At 44.9% G+C, this 17,677-nt stretch carries 12 protein-coding genes and 1 pseudogene; 11 read left to right on the top strand and 2 right to left on the bottom strand.

Going from position 1 to position 17,677, the window contains the following annotated elements:
• Positions 1 to 270 precede the first annotated feature (270 nt).
• The 10 genes and pseudogenes from DWW13_RS04575 to DWW13_RS04625 all read left to right on the top strand — a co-directional run bounded on the left by DWW13_RS04575 (position 271) and on the right by DWW13_RS04625 (position 11,147).
• Complete coding sequence (locus tag DWW13_RS04575; RefSeq protein ID WP_118719422.1) at positions 271 to 2,235, top strand: ABC-F family ATP-binding cassette domain-containing protein; 1,965 nt, start codon at positions 271 to 273, stop codon at positions 2,233 to 2,235.
• Positions 2,236 to 2,695: 460 nt separating this feature from the next.
• On the top strand, positions 2,696 to 3,697 hold the full coding sequence (locus DWW13_RS04580) for a calcium/sodium antiporter (protein WP_055225812.1): 1,002 nt from the start codon (positions 2,696 to 2,698) through the stop codon (positions 3,695 to 3,697).
• A 12-nt stretch (positions 3,698 to 3,709) separates the two neighbouring features.
• A complete protein-coding gene (locus DWW13_RS04585) occupies positions 3,710 to 4,399 on the top strand; it encodes a TMEM165/GDT1 family protein (protein WP_055225810.1) in 690 nt (229 codons plus the stop codon).
• A 463-nt stretch (positions 4,400 to 4,862) separates the two neighbouring features.
• Complete coding sequence (locus tag DWW13_RS04590; protein ID WP_118719424.1) at positions 4,863 to 6,449, top strand: AAA family ATPase; 1,587 nt, start codon at positions 4,863 to 4,865, stop codon at positions 6,447 to 6,449.
• 38 nt (positions 6,450 to 6,487) lie between these two features.
• Entirely contained in the window at positions 6,488 to 6,970 is a 483-nt protein-coding gene (locus DWW13_RS04595; RefSeq protein ID WP_055268132.1) for a prolyl-tRNA synthetase associated domain-containing protein, read from the top strand.
• Positions 6,971 to 7,016: 46 nt separating this feature from the next.
• A pseudogene (locus tag DWW13_RS19980) lies at positions 7,017 to 7,370 on the top strand (AAA family ATPase); the annotation flags it as partial.
• A 145-nt stretch (positions 7,371 to 7,515) separates the two neighbouring features.
• The gene (locus DWW13_RS04605) at positions 7,516 to 8,265 is read left to right on the top strand and encodes a nucleoside phosphorylase (protein ID WP_118719425.1); all 750 of its coding nucleotides are present in this window, start codon (positions 7,516 to 7,518) and stop codon (positions 8,263 to 8,265) included.
• Positions 8,266 to 8,345: 80 nt separating this feature from the next.
• Positions 8,346 to 8,885, top strand: coding sequence for a kinase (locus DWW13_RS04615; RefSeq protein WP_243026014.1), 540 nt, complete (start codon positions 8,346 to 8,348; stop codon positions 8,883 to 8,885).
• A gap of 113 nt (positions 8,886 to 8,998) precedes the next feature.
• Positions 8,999 to 10,687 carry an AAA family ATPase gene (locus tag DWW13_RS04620; RefSeq protein WP_055225796.1) on the top strand — a complete coding sequence of 563 codons (1,689 nt, stop codon included), beginning with the start codon at positions 8,999 to 9,001 and terminating at the stop codon, positions 10,685 to 10,687.
• Between the two features lie 13 nt (positions 10,688 to 10,700).
• Positions 10,701 to 11,147, top strand: coding sequence for a GNAT family N-acetyltransferase (locus tag DWW13_RS04625; RefSeq protein ID WP_055225986.1), 447 nt, complete (start codon positions 10,701 to 10,703; stop codon positions 11,145 to 11,147).
• Positions 11,148 to 11,254: 107 nt separating this feature from the next.
• On the opposite strand, the gene DWW13_RS04630 is transcribed toward DWW13_RS04625, so the two are convergent.
• Together DWW13_RS04630 and DWW13_RS04635 are read right to left on the bottom strand one after the other, a co-directional pair.
• Positions 11,255 to 12,391: a glycerate kinase family protein gene (locus DWW13_RS04630; protein ID WP_118719429.1), complete on the bottom strand. Its 1,137-nt coding sequence runs from the start codon at positions 12,389 to 12,391 to the stop codon at positions 11,255 to 11,257.
• Entirely contained in the window at positions 12,391 to 13,989 is a 1,599-nt protein-coding gene (locus tag DWW13_RS04635) for an AAA family ATPase (RefSeq protein ID WP_118719431.1), read from the bottom strand. Before DWW13_RS04635 ends, DWW13_RS04630 begins: the two co-directional genes overlap by 1 nt.
• A gap of 490 nt (positions 13,990 to 14,479) precedes the next feature.
• On the opposite strand from DWW13_RS04635, the gene ileS reads away from it, so the two are divergent.
• A complete protein-coding gene (ileS, locus tag DWW13_RS04640; protein ID WP_055222021.1) occupies positions 14,480 to 17,599 on the top strand; it encodes an isoleucine--tRNA ligase in 3,120 nt (1,039 codons plus the stop codon).
• Positions 17,600 to 17,677: the final 78 nt, after the last annotated feature.

A 17,677-nucleotide genomic window follows, 5' to 3' on the forward strand; every position in this document is an offset into this window, starting at 1 on the left:
TACCAAATTTGATTCGAAAAATTTTTGGCATTGAGAACGAAGGGCGGAGACGGTATAATGGAAGCAGAATTTTAACATCAGTAGACAAGAAGTCCCCCGCTTCTAAAGCGGTGGGATGAATTGTTAAAAGAAACATAACAGCAGTGGCGGGCGGAGAGAAATCGGTATCCTCCACTGACATGAGGTAAGTCACAGTCGAACTATTTTCGACATGTCAGACTCCGTGAAAATACCGACTGTGAGGTTCACACAACAGAAAAGGTATAAAACATGAGATATCAGATCAGAAATGCAAAAGTACAGTTTGGCGCGGATACGATTTTAAACAGTGTGAATTTCGAAATTCACGATACAGAAAAAATTGCAATTGTCGGTAGAAACGGCTGTGGAAAAACGACGCTGCTGCGGCTGATTGCCGGGGATATTGAGATGAGTAATCTGGACAGCGACGAGACCTGCGGGATTACAATGAGCGGAAAACAGAACATCGGTTTTCTGCGCCAGATTAATTTTACCGATGGAGATGTGCCGGTAAAAGAGGAGCTGGAGAAGGCTTTCTCAGAAGTCTTTGCGTGCGAGGCACGAAAAAAGGAAATCGAAAAGCTGCTCGCCGAGACGGAAGATCACAAAAAGCTGCTGGCGGAGTACGATTTTCTGGAGAGGAGAATCGAGAGTCTGCACGGGTACAGCTGGAAAAAAGATATGGAAACGATGTTCCAGAAATTTGGTTTTGCGCTCGAAGATCTGGAAAAACCGATCGGTGAATTTTCGGGCGGACAGCAGACAAAAATTGCCCTAATTCAGCTCCTCTTACAGCGCCCGGACATCCTGCTTCTGGACGAGCCGACCAACCACCTCGACATCGCTGCAGTGGAGTGGTTGGAAAATTATCTGAAAAGCTACGAAAATGCCGTTATCATTGTATCACATGACCGCATGTTTCTGGACCGCGTGATTGATGTGACGTATGAAATCGAATACGGTGACATCAAACGGTATCCGGGAAATTATTCGGCATTTGTGAAACAAAAAGAAGAAGCACAGATCAAACAGGAAAAAGACTATGAAGCGCAGCAGAAGGAAATCGAGCGTCTGACGGCGTGGATTGAAAAATGGAAAAACACACCGACAAAAGTTGCGGCCACCCGTTCGAAACGAATGGCGATCGAGCACATGGTAAAAATTGAGAAACCGCGGCGGTTTGACACGAGGACATTCCACGCCTTATTCTATCCGGTACGCGAAAGCTATACGGATGTGCTCACGATGAAGAAACTGAAAATCGGATACGATACCGTCCTGAGCGAGGTTTCGGCCGTCATCAAAAAAGCAGAACGGATTGTGATCATCGGAGAAAACGGAAAAGGAAAATCGACGCTTCTGAAAACCGTTGTGGGCGAAATCAATCCACTGGGCGGAAGTTATCAATTTGGAAACCGCGTGGATTTTGCCTACTTCGATCAGCACAAAGCAGTCAACCAGAAATTCGACCCGGAGCAGACGGTGCTCGACTATTTCTGGAGTCTTTATCCGAACCTGCTTCGCAACGATGTCCGAAGCGCACTGGGAGCCTTTCTGTTTTCCGGTGAGGATGTCGAAAAGAAAATGGGGCAGCTCTCCGGCGGTGAAAAAGTGCGGCTGGAGCTCTGCCGGATTTTCTATACGAAACCGAATTTCCTGATCCTGGACGAGCCGACGAATCACATGGATCTGGCGGGAAAAGAAGCGCTGGAAAAAATGCTGACCAGCTACGAGGGAACCGTTTTGTTCGTATCGCACGACCGTTATTTCATCAACCAGGTGGCAACCGGTATTCTGGAGTTCGGCGAGAGCGACGTACAATTTTACGAAATGAATTATGCACAGTATCTCGAAGAAATCAAACGGCAGACGCCGGGCAGAGAAACGGGAAATGCGGGAGGAGCTGTACGAAAACCGGCCGACGTTCCGACGCTGGATGATGTGTTTGACAAAAAGAAATATTATAACCCGGGAAAAATTCTGTCCCGCTTAAAACGGCAGCTCGAAAAATACGAGGAGCAGCTTGCGGAGAGTGAGAGCAGAATGTCAGAACTTCAACTGGAAATGATGGACCCGGAACTTTCCGCAGATTACGAACGGCTGATGGAGCTTCAGACGAAAATAGACGAAGAAAATCAGACACAGGAATCCCTGCTGGAACGCATGATGGAAACGGAACTGGAACTCGAAGAGATGGAAACACAGGACGAATAGAGAGGTGAGTACCATAGAAAAGATAGATCAGTCTAAAAATGGACTATCATGAAAATGAAGTTTTTCTCGTTTTAGGATATTCGGTTTGTTATATTTTGTAAAGTATTCTGCACCCATGACTGGTATGCATTCGTAAGCGGGGCTGAAATCTTTCGGATAAAAAAGTCAAATTTTGTTGACAACCCCGAAGACATTTGATAGTATTTATCAAGTAATGTAATATTCCATGAGGGAGTAGTTAGCACGAATGTGTGATTTGTCAACATTCTGATTATAAGAAAAGAGTATAATCTGGCAAATCTTAAATAATGAGACTCATGTATATCGATGAATCACCGGTGTATCGCATATCGGATGTTCCTTGATATACATGAGTCTTTTTTTGCGGATAATGAGTAAAACCTGCTTCTGTTAACGATACTATTTTGGAATATATGCTTGGAAAACAAAGGAGGAAAACATGGAAAATTTCATCAACAACGCCCCGTTTGCTCTTGTGCTTGTCTGTCTCGTCATCGGTTTTGTCCTGCTGATCAAAGGTGCGGACTTTTTCGTAGAAGGAAGCTCAAGCGCAGCAAAGAGACTGCACGTTCCGTCGATCATCATCGGACTGACCATTGTTGCCATGGGAACATCACTTCCGGAGACCGCGGTCAGTGTATCGGCTTCACTTACCGGCAACAACGAGCTCGCAGTCAGTAATGTCATCGGTTCCAATATCTTTAACCTGATGGTTGTCATCGGTGTCTGTGCCGTACTGACCACCATAGAAGTTGCAAAGGAAACCATCAAAAGAGACATCCCGCTGTCCCTGATTTGCGCCGGACTTTTAATGGTTTTAGGAATCAGCGGACTCGGCGATAAATCCGGTATGATGCTCGGTCACCTGGACGGTGTGATCTTAATTGGATTCTTTGCAGGTTACATTGTCTACATGGTTCAGATTGCCTTAAAGGCAAACCGCGAAGGAAAAAAAGTCGAAATTGAAGGCGGTTCCGACGAGGATATCAAGCTGCTTTCCGTTCCGAAGAGTATCGTGTTCATCGTCGGTGGAGCAGTCGCCATTGCAGTCGGCGGAGATGTGACCGTAGATGCCGCAGCGAGAATCGCGGGCGATCTCGGAATGAGCCAGACTCTGATCGGACTGACCATTGTTTCCATCGGAACTTCCCTTCCGGAACTCGTAACTTCTATCGTTGCTGCGAGAAAGAATGAAGTTGATATGGCACTTGGCAACGCGATCGGTTCTAATATCTTCAACATTCTTATGGTACTTGGCATTGCATCCGCAATCAGCCCGATGGCCATCATTACGGAAAATATAATTGATTTGTGTGTATTGATCGTATTCACGGTATGTGTATGGATTTTTGCAGGAACCAAAAAGAAAATCGGAAGAGTCGAAGGTTTCTGTATGGTCGCATTTTATGCCGCATATGCCATTTATATCATTATAAGATAAGGGGAATGGAAAATGGTGTTATTTCTAAAGGTGTTTCTTACCGAGTTCATCGCAGAGATGGGCGATAAGACGCAGCTCATGCTGATTGCGCTTACTTCGAAGTACAAGCTGAAAGACATTATCCTGGGAACCGCAGCCGCGATTCTGGTACTGAATGGAATGGCGGTTCTCGCAGGCGGCCTCGTCAGCGAATTCATTCCGGACTGGCTGATTAAGACGATTGCAGCACTCGCATTTCTTTACTTCGCAGCATCCACCATTTCCGGTGATGATGACGAGGAAGAGGAAGAAGGCGGCAAATCCAAAATTCGGTTCGCACCGCTCGCCGTTTTCTGTACGTTCTTCGTAGCAGAGCTCGGAGACAAAACACAGCTTACCGCAATCACCTTTGGTGCAAATGAAGGGATGGGATCCGCATTCGTTGTATGGATCGGATGTTCTCTCGGACTGTTCGCAGCGGATATTCTCGGAATGCTGGTCGGCTATCTCTTAAAGAGCAAGACACCGGATGGGCTGCTGAATACACTGGCGTTTGTCATCTTTTCAATTTTCGGTGTATACACACTTTACCAGGGACTGAAACTGATCAGCGCAAGCGTCTGTCCACTGCCGGTATGGCCGGTACTGATCGCTGCAACGGCTGTTTTTGTTGTTGCATGTGTCTGTCTTTTTGTGAAAAGAGAGAAGAAAAAAGCAAAATAAAAACTGCGTGCCGCATACTCATGATTTTGATGAAAACTGCGGTGCGCATTTTTTATGCGGCAAAATGAAAGTTTACCATTGAAGCATTTATAGGGTATAATATTTTGTAACTATTCAGAGCCCCATCTCGCCATATGAAATTCCAGAAAAATAGCTCATTCATGTAAACATGATTCGCGATTTTTCTTCCATTTCGCATGGCTCTGAATAGTTACAATATTTTCAAATCATTATTTACGAGGATGAAGGATAATAACATGTCTGATTTTAGTATCAACGAAATGCAGGAAATGCAGAAAGCGGGAAAAATGCGGACTGAAAAACAGAAGACCGGAATTGTATGGGATTCTCACAGGAGGACGAAAGTGAAAAACCGGAAGCTGCGTGGGAAAATCCTGTCCTTGTGATAGTCAGAGGGATCAAGTATAATGAGTCATATAAAATGTTGACGGGAGGGATTTGCATGGGAAGTTATCTGAATCCGGGAAATGAAGCATTTGCGGTTGCATTAAATTCTGAGATTTATGTTGATAAAACAGGACTGCTGACTTATACGAATAAAGTCATGAACACTCTGCAGGGATATATCTGCAACAGCCGCCCGCGGCGGTTTGGAAAATCAATTACGGCAAACATGCTCACCGCGTATTACAGCAAGGGCTGCAGTTCGAAAGAAATGTTTTCCGGGCTGGAAATCAGCAGGGCAAAGGATTTTGAAAAACATCTGAATCAGTATGATGTGCTCCACTGGGATATCCAATGGTGTATGGAACCGGCAGGCGGACCGGAGCGGATTGTTTCTTATATCTCAGAAAAAACGATTTCGGAGTTAAAAGAATATTATCCCCATATACTTCCAGAAGGAATCCGGTCACTGCCGGAGGCGCTGTCGCGGATCAACGCGGCATCCGGGACAAAATTTATTGTGATTATAGACGAATGGGATGTTCTGATTCGTGACGAGGCGGCGGATCTCAAAACACAGGAAGAATATATCAATTTTCTGCGGGCGATGTTCAAAGGGACGGAGCCGACAAAATATATTCAACTGGCATATCTGACAGGTATTTTGCCTGTAAAAAAAGAAAAGACACAGTCGGCGCTGAACAATTTCAAAGATTATTCGATGCTGCATGCCGGACCGATTGCACCATATGTAGGTTTTACAGAAACAGAAGTTCAAAAACTATGTGAAGTATATGGTCAGAAGTTTGAAGAAGTCAAACGATGGTACGACGGTTATCAGATTGGGAAATATCATGTATACAATCCAAATGCCGTTGTGAACCTGATGCTCGAAGGCGAATTCCAGAGCTACTGGTCCGGAACCGCATCCTATGAGGCGATTGTTCCGCTGATCAATATGGATTTTGATGGCCTGAAAAGTGCCGTAATCGAAATGCTTTCAGGAGATCATGTTCCGGTTGATGTTACCTCTTTTCAGAACGATACCGTTAGCTTTGCCAATAAAGACGATGTGCTGACGTATCTGATTCACCTTGGATATCTGGCCTATGACCGGACATTTAGAACTGCTTTTATTCCGAATGAGGAAATCCGTCAGGAATTGATTCTGGCAACGAAAAGGAAAAAATGGAATGAGTTGATTGTATTTCAAAAAGAATCAGAGCAGCTTCTGAAAGATACAATTCAGATGAATGGAAACGCAGTAGCAAAAGAAATTGAAAAAATTCACAGGAAATATACTTCTGTGATTCAGTATAACAATGAAAACTCACTCAGCAGTGTTCTGTCCATTGCCTATTTGAGTTCCATGCAATACTATTTCAAACCAATCCGCGAATTTCCCGCGGGTCGTGGATTTGCAGACTTTGTGTTTATTCCAAAGCCGGAGTTTCAGAATTATTACCCGGCGCTTGTTGTGGAACTGAAATGGGACAAAAGCGTCAGAGCAGCATTAGATCAGATCAGAGACAGAAAATATCCGGAGTCTGTTGCATGTTATGCAGGGGAGCTTTTGCTGGTGGGAATTAACTACAATGAAAAAACAAAAGAACATGAATGCCGGATTGAAAAGTATGAAAAATAAGGGCATATTTCAATTTCAGTTTACAGAGATAAAAGAGTATGGATAAGATAGAGATATATCATTATTTAAAAAGGCAAAATATAGCGTATGAAATTACGGAACATAAGGCAGTTTTCAATATGGAAGAAGCAGATGCTGTTGATTTGCCGTATCCAGAGTGGGGCGCTAAAAATTTATTTGTTCGCGACGATAAAAAACGTAATTATTATTTGATAACGATGAAAGGGAACAAGCGAGTAGATTTGAAAGCGTTTCGCAGGCAACGTGGTCTGCGTGCACTTTCTTTTGCAGCTGCGGAGGAATTATTTGATATTATGAAACTGATACCCGGTGCCGTTACGCCGCTTGGTATTCTAAACGATGCCGAACACAGAGTTCAAGTCTTCATGGACGTGGAATTTGTCGGAAATAAAATTGGTGTTCATCCAAATGATAATACAGCAACCGTTTGGATGCAGGCTGATGATTTAATGAAAATAATTCAGAAGCATGGAAATACTGTGGAATACGCATGTATATAATCGAAAGGTATTGCTGAAAAGTCTGAAAAAAGAAAAGTTCACAAACAAAAATGGTTCTCATTCTGCACTAAATATGTTTACCGAGTATTCCATGACAGATCCCGGTGATCTGGCGGAATATTTTGGCTTCACAGAGCAGGAGATATATGCCCTCTGTGAAAAATATGAGATGAGTTTTGAAGAAGCAAAAACGTGGTACGATGGTTATCAGTTGATTGCGCATCGGCAGACGGGAGACGAAATTTATTCCATGTATAGCCCGAAATCTGTGGTAGAAGCCATGCTGCGCCACAGATTCGGAACCTATTGGAACCAGACGGAAACGTATGAGGCCTTAAAAATTTATATTCAAATGGATATGGATGGCCTGAAAGATTCTGTGGTTCGAATGCTTGCCGGTATCAATTATAATAAAAAACGAAGAAACATGAATGTGTTATTGAGGCAATGCAAAAATAAAAAACGGAAGTCTCATATCTGCGTAGTAAGGGCGGCGGATATGGGACTTTTTGATAAAGACAATTAAAATTTATGGAGGAGAAAGAATGATTATTGATTCTTATGATATCAACAGCGAGCCGATTGTAAAGCTGGAGAATTTTTATGGGGAGAAGCAGCATCTGGTAAAAAAATGTATGGTAATTTTTTCAAAAGTAATATATGAATACATGCTTGAAAAATTCCCATGCCGACAGATTGCAGAAGTAAGAGCATGCAATGGAAATATACCGGTTTGGACTCTGCCATATGAGGAAGAAACGATTGCTTTCTACCTGACACCAATTGGTTCCGCTCTTGCAGCAGGAACGATTGCCGAAGTCAATCATTTAACAGGAGCATCCGTCTTTATCATGTTTGGCTCGTGCGGCAGTCTGGACAAAGAAGCAACCGATGGAAAGTTTATTCTCCCAACGGAGGCATACCGGGGAGAAGGACTGTCCTATTATTTTGCAGAACCGCAGGACTACATAAAAATAAAAAACACGGACAAACTGGCGGAATTTTTCAAAGAAAGGAAACTGCCATACGTTCAGGGGCGCGTATGGACGACAGACAGTATGCTTCGGGAAACGGTAAATCTTGTAAGAAAACGAAAAGAAGAAGGATGCATTGCCGTGGAAATGGAACTCGCAGGCGTTCAGGCGATCAGTGATTTTTATGGATTTGAACTGTATGATTTTCTTGTTGCGGGAGATGTGCTGATCGAAGGAAACTATGAAACGGATGGATTATCTGCCGCTAACCACGATCTGGACAAGCTGTTTCTGGCGCTGCAGATAGCGGAAAGTGTATAAAATTACAATGTTTGAGGAAAAAGAAATATTTCAGAGCCGTTTGCAGAAACTTTTAGATAATACGAAAGCGGGAATTATGTATGGAGAATGGAATGACAATGGGCGATTGCTTACGGACGAATAAATTAATCATTTTAAGAGGAAATTCCGGCAGTGGAAAAACAACTATTGCAAAGGAATTACAGCAAGTGTTCGGAAATAATACAATGCTGATCTCGCAGGATGTTATCCGAAGAGATATGCTCAAAGTCAAAGACGGAGAAAATACAAAGGCGCTGCCTCTTCTGGAAGAACTTCTGCGATATGGAAGAAAACACAGCGAGATTGTTATTCTGGAAGGAATACTGAATGCGGAATGGTATCGTGCATTATTTGAGCTGGCAGTAGCTTTATATGGAAAAAATATATACGCATATTACTTCGACCTCCCCTTCGAGGAGACCGTGAAGCGCCACAAAATAAAGCCGAACTGCAATGATTTCAGTGCAGAAGATATGCAGAGATGGTGGAACGAAAAAGATTATATATCCGTTCTGCATGAAACCAGAATAACGGCGGATCAGGACAGAGAAAGCATAGTTCGTGACATCTGTCAAAACATAATATCCAATGGAAAATAATTGCTTCGGACAGGGAATGATCTTTGTTCTGCCAGAGAAATATGATAAAATAGAAACAGAAATAAATTTTTGCAAGCCTGTCGGTGGTAAAGGATTTAGGAAGGAGCAGACCCATGAAATCAGTAATTTCCATTGGAAATCAGGATTTTATATCCATCAGAAAGAATAACTGTTTTTATATCGATAAGACAGATTTTATCAGGGAATGGTGGGACAATCAGGACAGCGTTACCCTGATCACACGCCCAAGGAGATTCGGCAAGACCCTGAATATGAGTATGGTCGAATATTTCTTTTCCGTAAATCATTCCGAATGCAGCAAATATTTTGAAGACCTTGTCATCTGGAAAGAGGAAAGATTTCGTAAGCTGCAGGGAACGTATCCGGTGATTTCCCTCAGCTTTGCAGATATCAAGGCAACCACATATGAGACTGCAAGAAGAGCGGTAATTCGTAAGCTGGTGAAATTATATAGTACTTTTGAATTTGTCAAATCCAGCAAAGTATTGAATGAAAAAGACCGCGCCTATTTTGATTCCGTTGAAGAAAATATGTCGGATGATGCGGCAGCAGTAGCTGTCAATTATCTGTCCGATTATCTGAGCCGCTATTACGGAAAAAAGGTGATTATTCTTCTGGATGAGTATGATACTCCTTTGCAGGAATCGTATATTCATGGGTATTGGGAGAATCTTACTGCGTTTATCAGAAGCCTGTTCAATTCCACATTCAAAACGAATCCCTATATGGAACGGGGACTGCTGACAGGAATAACAAGAGTCAGTAAAGAATCTATCTTTTCCGATCTGAATAATCTTGAAGTTGTAACAACAACATCGGAAAAGTACAGCGGCTCGTTTGGCTTTACAGAAGAAGAAGTCTTTCATGCGCTGGAGGAAAATGGGCTGTCCGATGAAAAAGGAACCGTCCGCTATTGGTATGATGGATTTTCCTTTGGAAAACGGAAGGATATTTACAATCCGTGGTCCATTACAAAATATCTGGACACGGGAGAATATGGAACGTACTGGGCAGACACCAGCGGAAATATGCTGATCTCCAATCTGATCCGTCGAAGTCCTGCAAAGATCAAGACGGAAATGGAAGATTTATTAAACGGCAGAGTGATCTGCACAGAATTGGATGAGCAGGTTATTTTTGAACAGCTTGGCAGAAAGCGGGGAGCCATCTGGAGTCTTATGCTTGCGAGCGGATATCTGAAAGTGGATCGGTACGAAATGGATAACCGAACAGGAAAGCGCCAGTATGATTTGAAAGTGACAAATCATGAGACAATGCTGATGTTTGAACAAATGATAGAGGACTGGTTTACAGAAGAAGATTCTGCATATGGCAATTTTAAAGATGCTCTGCTTGCCGGAGATCTGGATTATATGAACCAGTTTATGAATCAGGTAGCACTTCAGACCTTCAGCAGTTTCGACACGGGCGGAAAACCATCAGAGGAACTCGAACCAGAAAGATTTTACCATGGATTTGTCCTTGGGCTGATTGTTGATCTGGCCGGAAAATACAGAATCACTTCCAACAGAGAAAGTGGATTCGGAAGGTATGACGTAGTAATGGAGCCATTGAAAGAAAACCTGGATGCGATCGTAATGGAATTTAAGGTTCAGAACACATCAAAAGAAAAGTCGCTGGAAGAGACGGTGGAGCATGCACTTCGTCAGATTCAGGAAAAACAGTATGACACAGAATTGCTTGCCAGAGGAATCGCAAAGGAGCGGATCAGGTATTATGGATTTGCGTTTCGGGGGAAGAAAGTGTTGATTGGAAATTAAAATGAGAGAAAATATGAAAATCAGAAAAGCAGAACTGAAAGACCTGTCCAGAATTGCGGAAATTTTCGTGTTCAACAACCGAATCAATTATTTCCCGATTTTTCACGAGGAGGCCTATTCCTTCGGTGAAATGCAGGTAGTTCCGATGATTGACCAGTACTTTAAGAAAGAAGAAATCTTAAACCGCATCTATGTCTACGATGATGGAATTATAAGAGGTTTTACAGAAATCAACGGAACCGAAATCTGTAAACTATACGTAGATCCATGTCTGCAGAACAACGGAGTCGGCCACGGGCTGATTACCTTTGCAATTGAAAAGTTTGACGCAGACCATCTATGGGCATTGGAGAAAAATACGCGTGCCATTGCGTTTTACAACCGCCACGGATTTCGGTGGACAGGAACGAAACAGCTGGAAGCAGGAACGACAGAATATCTGCTGGAATTAAGACGATGAGAGCACGACGTGTTTTCTGTCCTTCCTGCAAAAATTAAAGCAGGAGAAAACGGTCTTGTATTTTAACCGACTCAAGCAAGTAGCGAAGCGGATTGCGAATATCCGCTTTACTGAAGCAAAAATAGCCGAAAAGCCTGTTCTACCGTATCGGTCATATTTTCTGCCGCATTTTTCACATCCATAGCTTCTTCGAGTGAAACGACGCTCCGCAGAATCGGGAAAAAGGCATCAATTCCGGCGGCGTTGCATGCAGATGCATCTTTTGTAACACAGCCTGAGAACGCAAGGACAGGTTTGCCGTATTCTTTTGACAGTTTTGCAACTCCAATCGGCGCTTTTCCCATCACGGTTTGCCCATCGAGCTGTCCCTCACCGGTGATGACAAGATCAGCGTCTCTCACATCATCACGAAGTCGGGTTTCATCCAGTATGATCTGAATGCCGGGTTCCAGTGAAGCAGAAAGAAACGTCTGAAAAGCAAATCCAAGTCCGCCCGCAGCACCCGTTCCGGGAAATTCCGCGTCAACGTTCGGGAATGTTTTCCGGCAGAGTGCGGCGTAGGAGGCAAGCGATGTGTCCATACGTTTGATCATGACAGCATCCGCGCCCTTCTGCGGTCCGAAAACGGCGCTGCAGCCGTTGGAACCGCAGAGCGGATTCGTTACATCGCAGGCAATACGGAAGGTGCATTCCGAAAGTTCCGGCAGAACGTGATCTGCCGTAATCGCGGTAAGAGATTCCAGTCCGACAGCACCAAAAGGAACCTGTTTTCCTTCTGCATCGAGCAGTCCGAAACCGAGTGCCTGTAGCATACCAATACCGCCGTCATTTGTGGCACTTCCGCCGATTCCAATGATAAAGCGGTGGCAGCCATTGCGGATGGCATCGCAGATAACCTCACCGACACCGTACGTTGTGGCGTACAGCGGATTTTTCTCATCGCCGTGTACCTGCGTAATACCGGCAGCCCCCGACATCTCGATAATGGCGGTCTGCGTCCGGTCGATGATGCCATACGGGCAGATAACCTGCTTTCCGGCAGGACCGGTCACCGAAACGGAGACAAGCCGTCCGCCAAGACCTTCGGTCAGTGCCTGAACGGTACCTTCACCGCCATCGGCAAGCGGGCGCACAACCGTCTCCACCTTCGGATCGACACGATAAATCCCGGTGGCGGCCGCTGTTCCAGCCTGCAGAGAGGAAAGGCTTCCTTTAAAAGAATCAATTGCAATCACAACTTTCATCATTTTTCTCCTGATTTCAAATATTTTTCAATCCGACACTCATGCACCTTCGTCTTCTTATCATAATTAACACCAACCAGCAGAATATCCCCTGTATAAGATGCAATGGAAGCCGGGTAATGCTGTCTTTTAATCTGATCCAGTGCCGTTTTCGCATTCTTGTTCCATTTCAGTTCTACTACAAGCGCCGGAAAATCGTATCGGTATTCCGGCTTTGGCAGAAAGACAAAATCGGAAAAACCGCGCCCGGTCGGAAGTTCACGAATGGGTTTGAAGTAATATTGTATGGAACTTAAATAAGCAATCGTGAGCACACAACTGAGTGAATTTTCATTATGATACTGAATCACAGAAGTATATTCCTCATGGATCTTTCCAATTCCTGCAGCAACCGCATTTTCATCCATAGCAAGTGTAGCATCCAGAAGCTCTGCAGATTCCTGCTGAAAGGTAAGAAGTTCATTCCAGCGGTTGGAAGTAACCGCCGTCAGAAATTCCCGGCGGATTTCTTCATTTGGAATGTATGCCATCTGCGTCTGCTGATTATAGGCAAGATACCCTAGATGAATCAGCAGCGTCAGAACATCATCTTTATTCACAAAGCTGACCATATCATTTTTAAAGGAAGTAACCAGTACGGGAACTGCGGCGCCGGAAAGCATCTCCAGAATTGCTGTTTTCAATCCGTCAAAATCCATATTGATAAAAGGAACCATCGAGTCGTATGTGCTCGTCTCCGACCAATAGCTTTGGAATGTCCCATCCAGAAGCAGACTTGTCACCGCGTTTGGATTGTATACATGGTAATTTCCAAGCAGATAGCCGTCGTACCATCGTCTGACTTCCTCAAAATTTTGTCCGTATTTCTGACAGAGAGCGGAAACTTCATCTTCTGTGAATCCAATATAGGAAGCCAGCGGGCCTGGATTCAGCATGGAATACTGATGAAAATTATTTAAGGCAGACTGCGTTTTCAATTTTTTGATCGGAAGAATACCCGTGAGAAACGCAAGCTGGATATATTTCGTCGGTTCCGTCCCTTTGAACATTCCACGAAGAAAATTAATGTAATCATCCTGAATTTTCTGGTTGGAGGCCTCATCACGAATCAGGACATCCCATTCATCAATAATAATCACAAATTTCTGTCCGGTCGCCTCTTTGATCCGGGACAGAGCGTCGGGAACGGTGGAAACTTCCGGCGGAAGCTGATCTGCATAGACGGTACGCAGCTCGGCCAGTGTACATTCTGTAATGTAGGCCACAATCTGTTCCGGATCGCTGACATTCGAAAGAAACCACTGGATGTCCAGATGAATCACATCGTACTGGTTCAGATGCTTCTCAAAGTCTGCCGTCTGGCTGATCGCAAGGCCAGAAAACATCTTTCTGGAATCACAGCCCTTGCTGTAATAGGCCGCCAGCATATTTGCAGCAAATGATTTTCCAAACCGCCGCGGGCGGCTGTTGCAGATATAGCCCTGCATGGTGTCCAGAACTTTGTTGGTATACGATAAAAGTCCTGTTTTGTCCACATAGATTTCGGAATTGAGAGCAACCTGAAATGCACTGTTGTCCGGATTCACAAATCTTCCCATGATTTCACTTCCCTTCCGTTTTTTGATTATACCCCGATTTTACCATTCCCCCATCCAAATAGCAACGCACACCCCCGAAAATCCCGTAAAATCGCGGAAAAGAACCGATAAAATATGCTTTCCACTCTTGACAACGCTTACAGCCCCTAGTTATAATAAGGCATGAAAAACAATGACGAAGACAGTAGTCTGCGCGTGAACGGTCTGTGGAAAGCGAGCCGGGGATGGTGGGAGTCCGGTACAAGTAGCGGCAGGTGAACATCACTTCCAAGTTGCAGTTCTGAATCTGCGTACCCGGCGCATAAAATATAGAAAGCCGGAGAGCAGTGGTAAGAAGTTGCCGGCCGTTCCCCGTTACAGGAAATGCATATGATAGTATGTAACAGGTGGTTACGATAAGTACAGCTTTCGTCCTATTACAGGGCGGGAGCTTTTTCTTATTTTACGCGAGCAAATCAAACGAGAAACTTAAGTTTCAGGAGGTACAAGCATGTACAAGAAAGTTTCAACCGACATGAACTTTGTCGAGAGAGAAAAACAGGTTGAGAAGTTCTGGGAAGACAATCAGATCTTCGAAAAAAGTATGAAAGTGCGTGAAGGAAATCCGTCCTACGTGTTCTATGACGGACCGCCGACCGCAAACGGAAAACCGCACATCGGCCACGTAGAGACCCGTGTTATCAAGGATATGATCCCGAGATACCGTACCATGAAGGGTTATCAGGTGCCGAGAAAAGCAGGCTGGGATACCCACGGACTGCCGGTAGAGCTGGAAGTTGAGAAAAAACTCGGTCTGGACGGAAAAGATCAGATCGAAAAATACGGCGTAGAGCCATTCATCGAGCAGTGTAAAGAGAGCGTATGGAAATACGAGGGAATGTGGGAAGACTTCTCCCATACCGTTGGCTTCTGGGCTGATATGAAAAATCCATACGTTACGTATCATAACGATTACATCGAGTCCGAGTGGTGGGCATTAAAAGAGATCTGGAAGAAAGGTCTTCTGTACGAAGGACACAAAATCGTTCCTTACTGCCCGCGCTGCGGTACCCCGCTTTCTTCTCACGAAGTAGCGCAGGGATACAAAGATGTCAAAGAACGTTCTGCCGTTGTCCGCTTTAAAGTAAAAGGCGAGGACGCTTACATCCTGGCATGGACCACCACACCGTGGACCCTTCCGTCCAACGTTGCGCTCTGCGTCAACCCGGATGAGGATTATGTAAAAGTAACAAGCAAAGGATATACCTATTATATGGCAGCCGCTCTGGTAGACACCGTTCTCGGTGAGGGCGCTGAAATCCTGGAGCATTATCAGGGCAAAGATCTTGAGTTCAAAGAGTACGAGCCGCTGTTCCCGTACGCTGAGAAGAGAATCGGAAACAAAAAAGCATACTATGTAGTCTGCGATACCTACGTAACACTGACCGATGGTACCGGTGTTGTTCATATCGCTCCTGCATTCGGTGAGGACGACTCCAAAGTCGGTCACAGATACGATCTTCCTTTCGTACAGTTAGTAAACGAAAAAGGTGAGATGACCGAGGAAACTCCGTGGGCAGGCACCTTCTGCAAGAAAGCAGATATGGCGGTTCTGCAGGCACTTGAAGACAAAGATCTTCTGTTTGATGCACCGCTGTTTGAGCACAGCTACCCACACTGCTGGAGATGTGATACTCCACTGATCTACTATGCGCGCGAGACCTGGTTCATCCGCATGACTGCAGTAAAAGAGGATCTGATCCGCAACAACAACACCATCAACTGGATTCCGGAGAGCATCGGAAAAGGACGCTTTGGCGACTGGCTGGAAAATGTTCAGGACTGGGGACTTTCCAGAAACCGTTACTGGGGAACTCCGCTTCCGGTATGGCAGTGTGAATGTGGCCATCAGGACTGCATCGGCAGTATCGAAGAGCTGAAAGAAAAAGCCGACAACTGCCCGGATGACATCGAGCTTCACCGCCCATACATCGACGCAGTGACCATCAAGTGCCCGAAATGCGGTAAAGAGATGCACCGTGTACCGGAGGTTATCGACTGCTGGTTCGATTCCGGCTCCATGCCGTTCGCACAGCATCACTATCCATTCGAGAACAAAGAAACCTTCGAGAAACAGTTCCCGGCACAGTTTATTTCCGAGGCTGTAGACCAGACACGTGGATGGTTCTACTCCCTGCTTGCAATTTCCACTCTGCTGTTCAACAAAGCACCGTACGAGAACGTTATCGTTCTTGGTCTGGTACAGGATGAGAACGGACAGAAGATGAGTAAATCCAAAGGAAATGCGGTAGATCCGTTTGACGCACTGCAGACCTACGGTGCCGATGCGATCCGCTGGTACTTCTACACCAGCAGTGCTCCGTGGCTGCCGAGCCGTTTCGCAGGCAAGACGGTCGTGGAAGGACAGAGAAAGTTCATGGGAACCCTGTGGAACACCTACGCGTTCTTTGTCCTGTATGCAAACATCGACAACTTCGATGCAACAAAATACAGTCTGGAATATGACAAACTGGCTGTTATGGATAAATGGCTGCTGTCCCGTCTGGAATCCACTGTAAAAGCAGTAGACGACAACCTGGCAAATTACCGTATCCCGGAGGCAGCAAAAGCACTGCAGTCCTTCGTGGATGATATGAGTAACTGGTATGTACGCCGCTCCCGTGAGCGTTTCTGGGCAAAAGGCATGGAGCAGGATAAGATCAATGCTTACATGACTCTGTACACCGCACTGGTGACCGTTGCAAAAGCAGCAGCTCCGATGATTCCGTTCATGACAGAGGATATTTATCAGAACCTCGTAAAGAGCATCGATGCAAGTGCACCGGAAAGTATCCATCTGTGCGACTTCCCGGAGGTACATGAGAACTGGATCGATCCGAAGATGGAAGAGGATATGGCAGACCTGCTGGAGATCGTCGTTATGGGACGTGCCGCAAGAAATACTGCCAATATCAAAAACCGTCAGCCGATCGGAACCATGTACGTGAAGAGCGAGTTCCAGCTTTCCGAATTCTACAAAGAGATCATCGAGGACGAGCTGAATGTCAAAGAAGTTGTATTTAAAGATGACATCGCAGATTTCATCAGCTACAGCTTCAAACCGCAGATGCGTACCGTAGGACCAAAATACGGAAAACTCCTGAACAAGATCAAAACAACCCTGTCTGAGCTGGATGGAAACAAGGCTATGGCAGAGCTCAAGAGCACCGGCGAACTTAAACTTGACATCGATGGACAGGAAATTGTATTATTAGAGGAGGATTTGTTAATTGACATGGCACAGATGGAAGGCTATGTATCGGAATCCGACCATACAATCACCGTTGTTCTGGATACCAATCTGACTCCGGAACTGATCGAGGAAGGTTTTGTTCGTGAGCTGGTAAGTAAAATCCAGACCATGCGTAAAGAGGCCGGCTTTGAGGTTATGGACAAGATCAGAGTATATGCAAAAGACAACGACAAGATTGTAAGCATCATGAAAAACCATGGTGATGAAATTAAATCTGAAGTTCTGGCAGAAGAAATCGTGACTGGAGAGACAAAGGGCTATGAGAAGGAGTGGAATATCAACTCCGAAAAGGTTACCATGGCAGTAGAGCGTATCTAAGAATACTTCTGGATGCGTTTCCACGACGATCGTTAATATAAAAATCAGCCTGCGAGCGGGGATGCAGACAAGCTCTCC

The organism is Blautia sp. AF14-40 (assembly GCF_003479665.1).
GTDB classification, from domain to species: Bacteria; Bacillota; Clostridia; order Lachnospirales; family Lachnospiraceae; genus Fusicatenibacter; species Fusicatenibacter saccharivorans.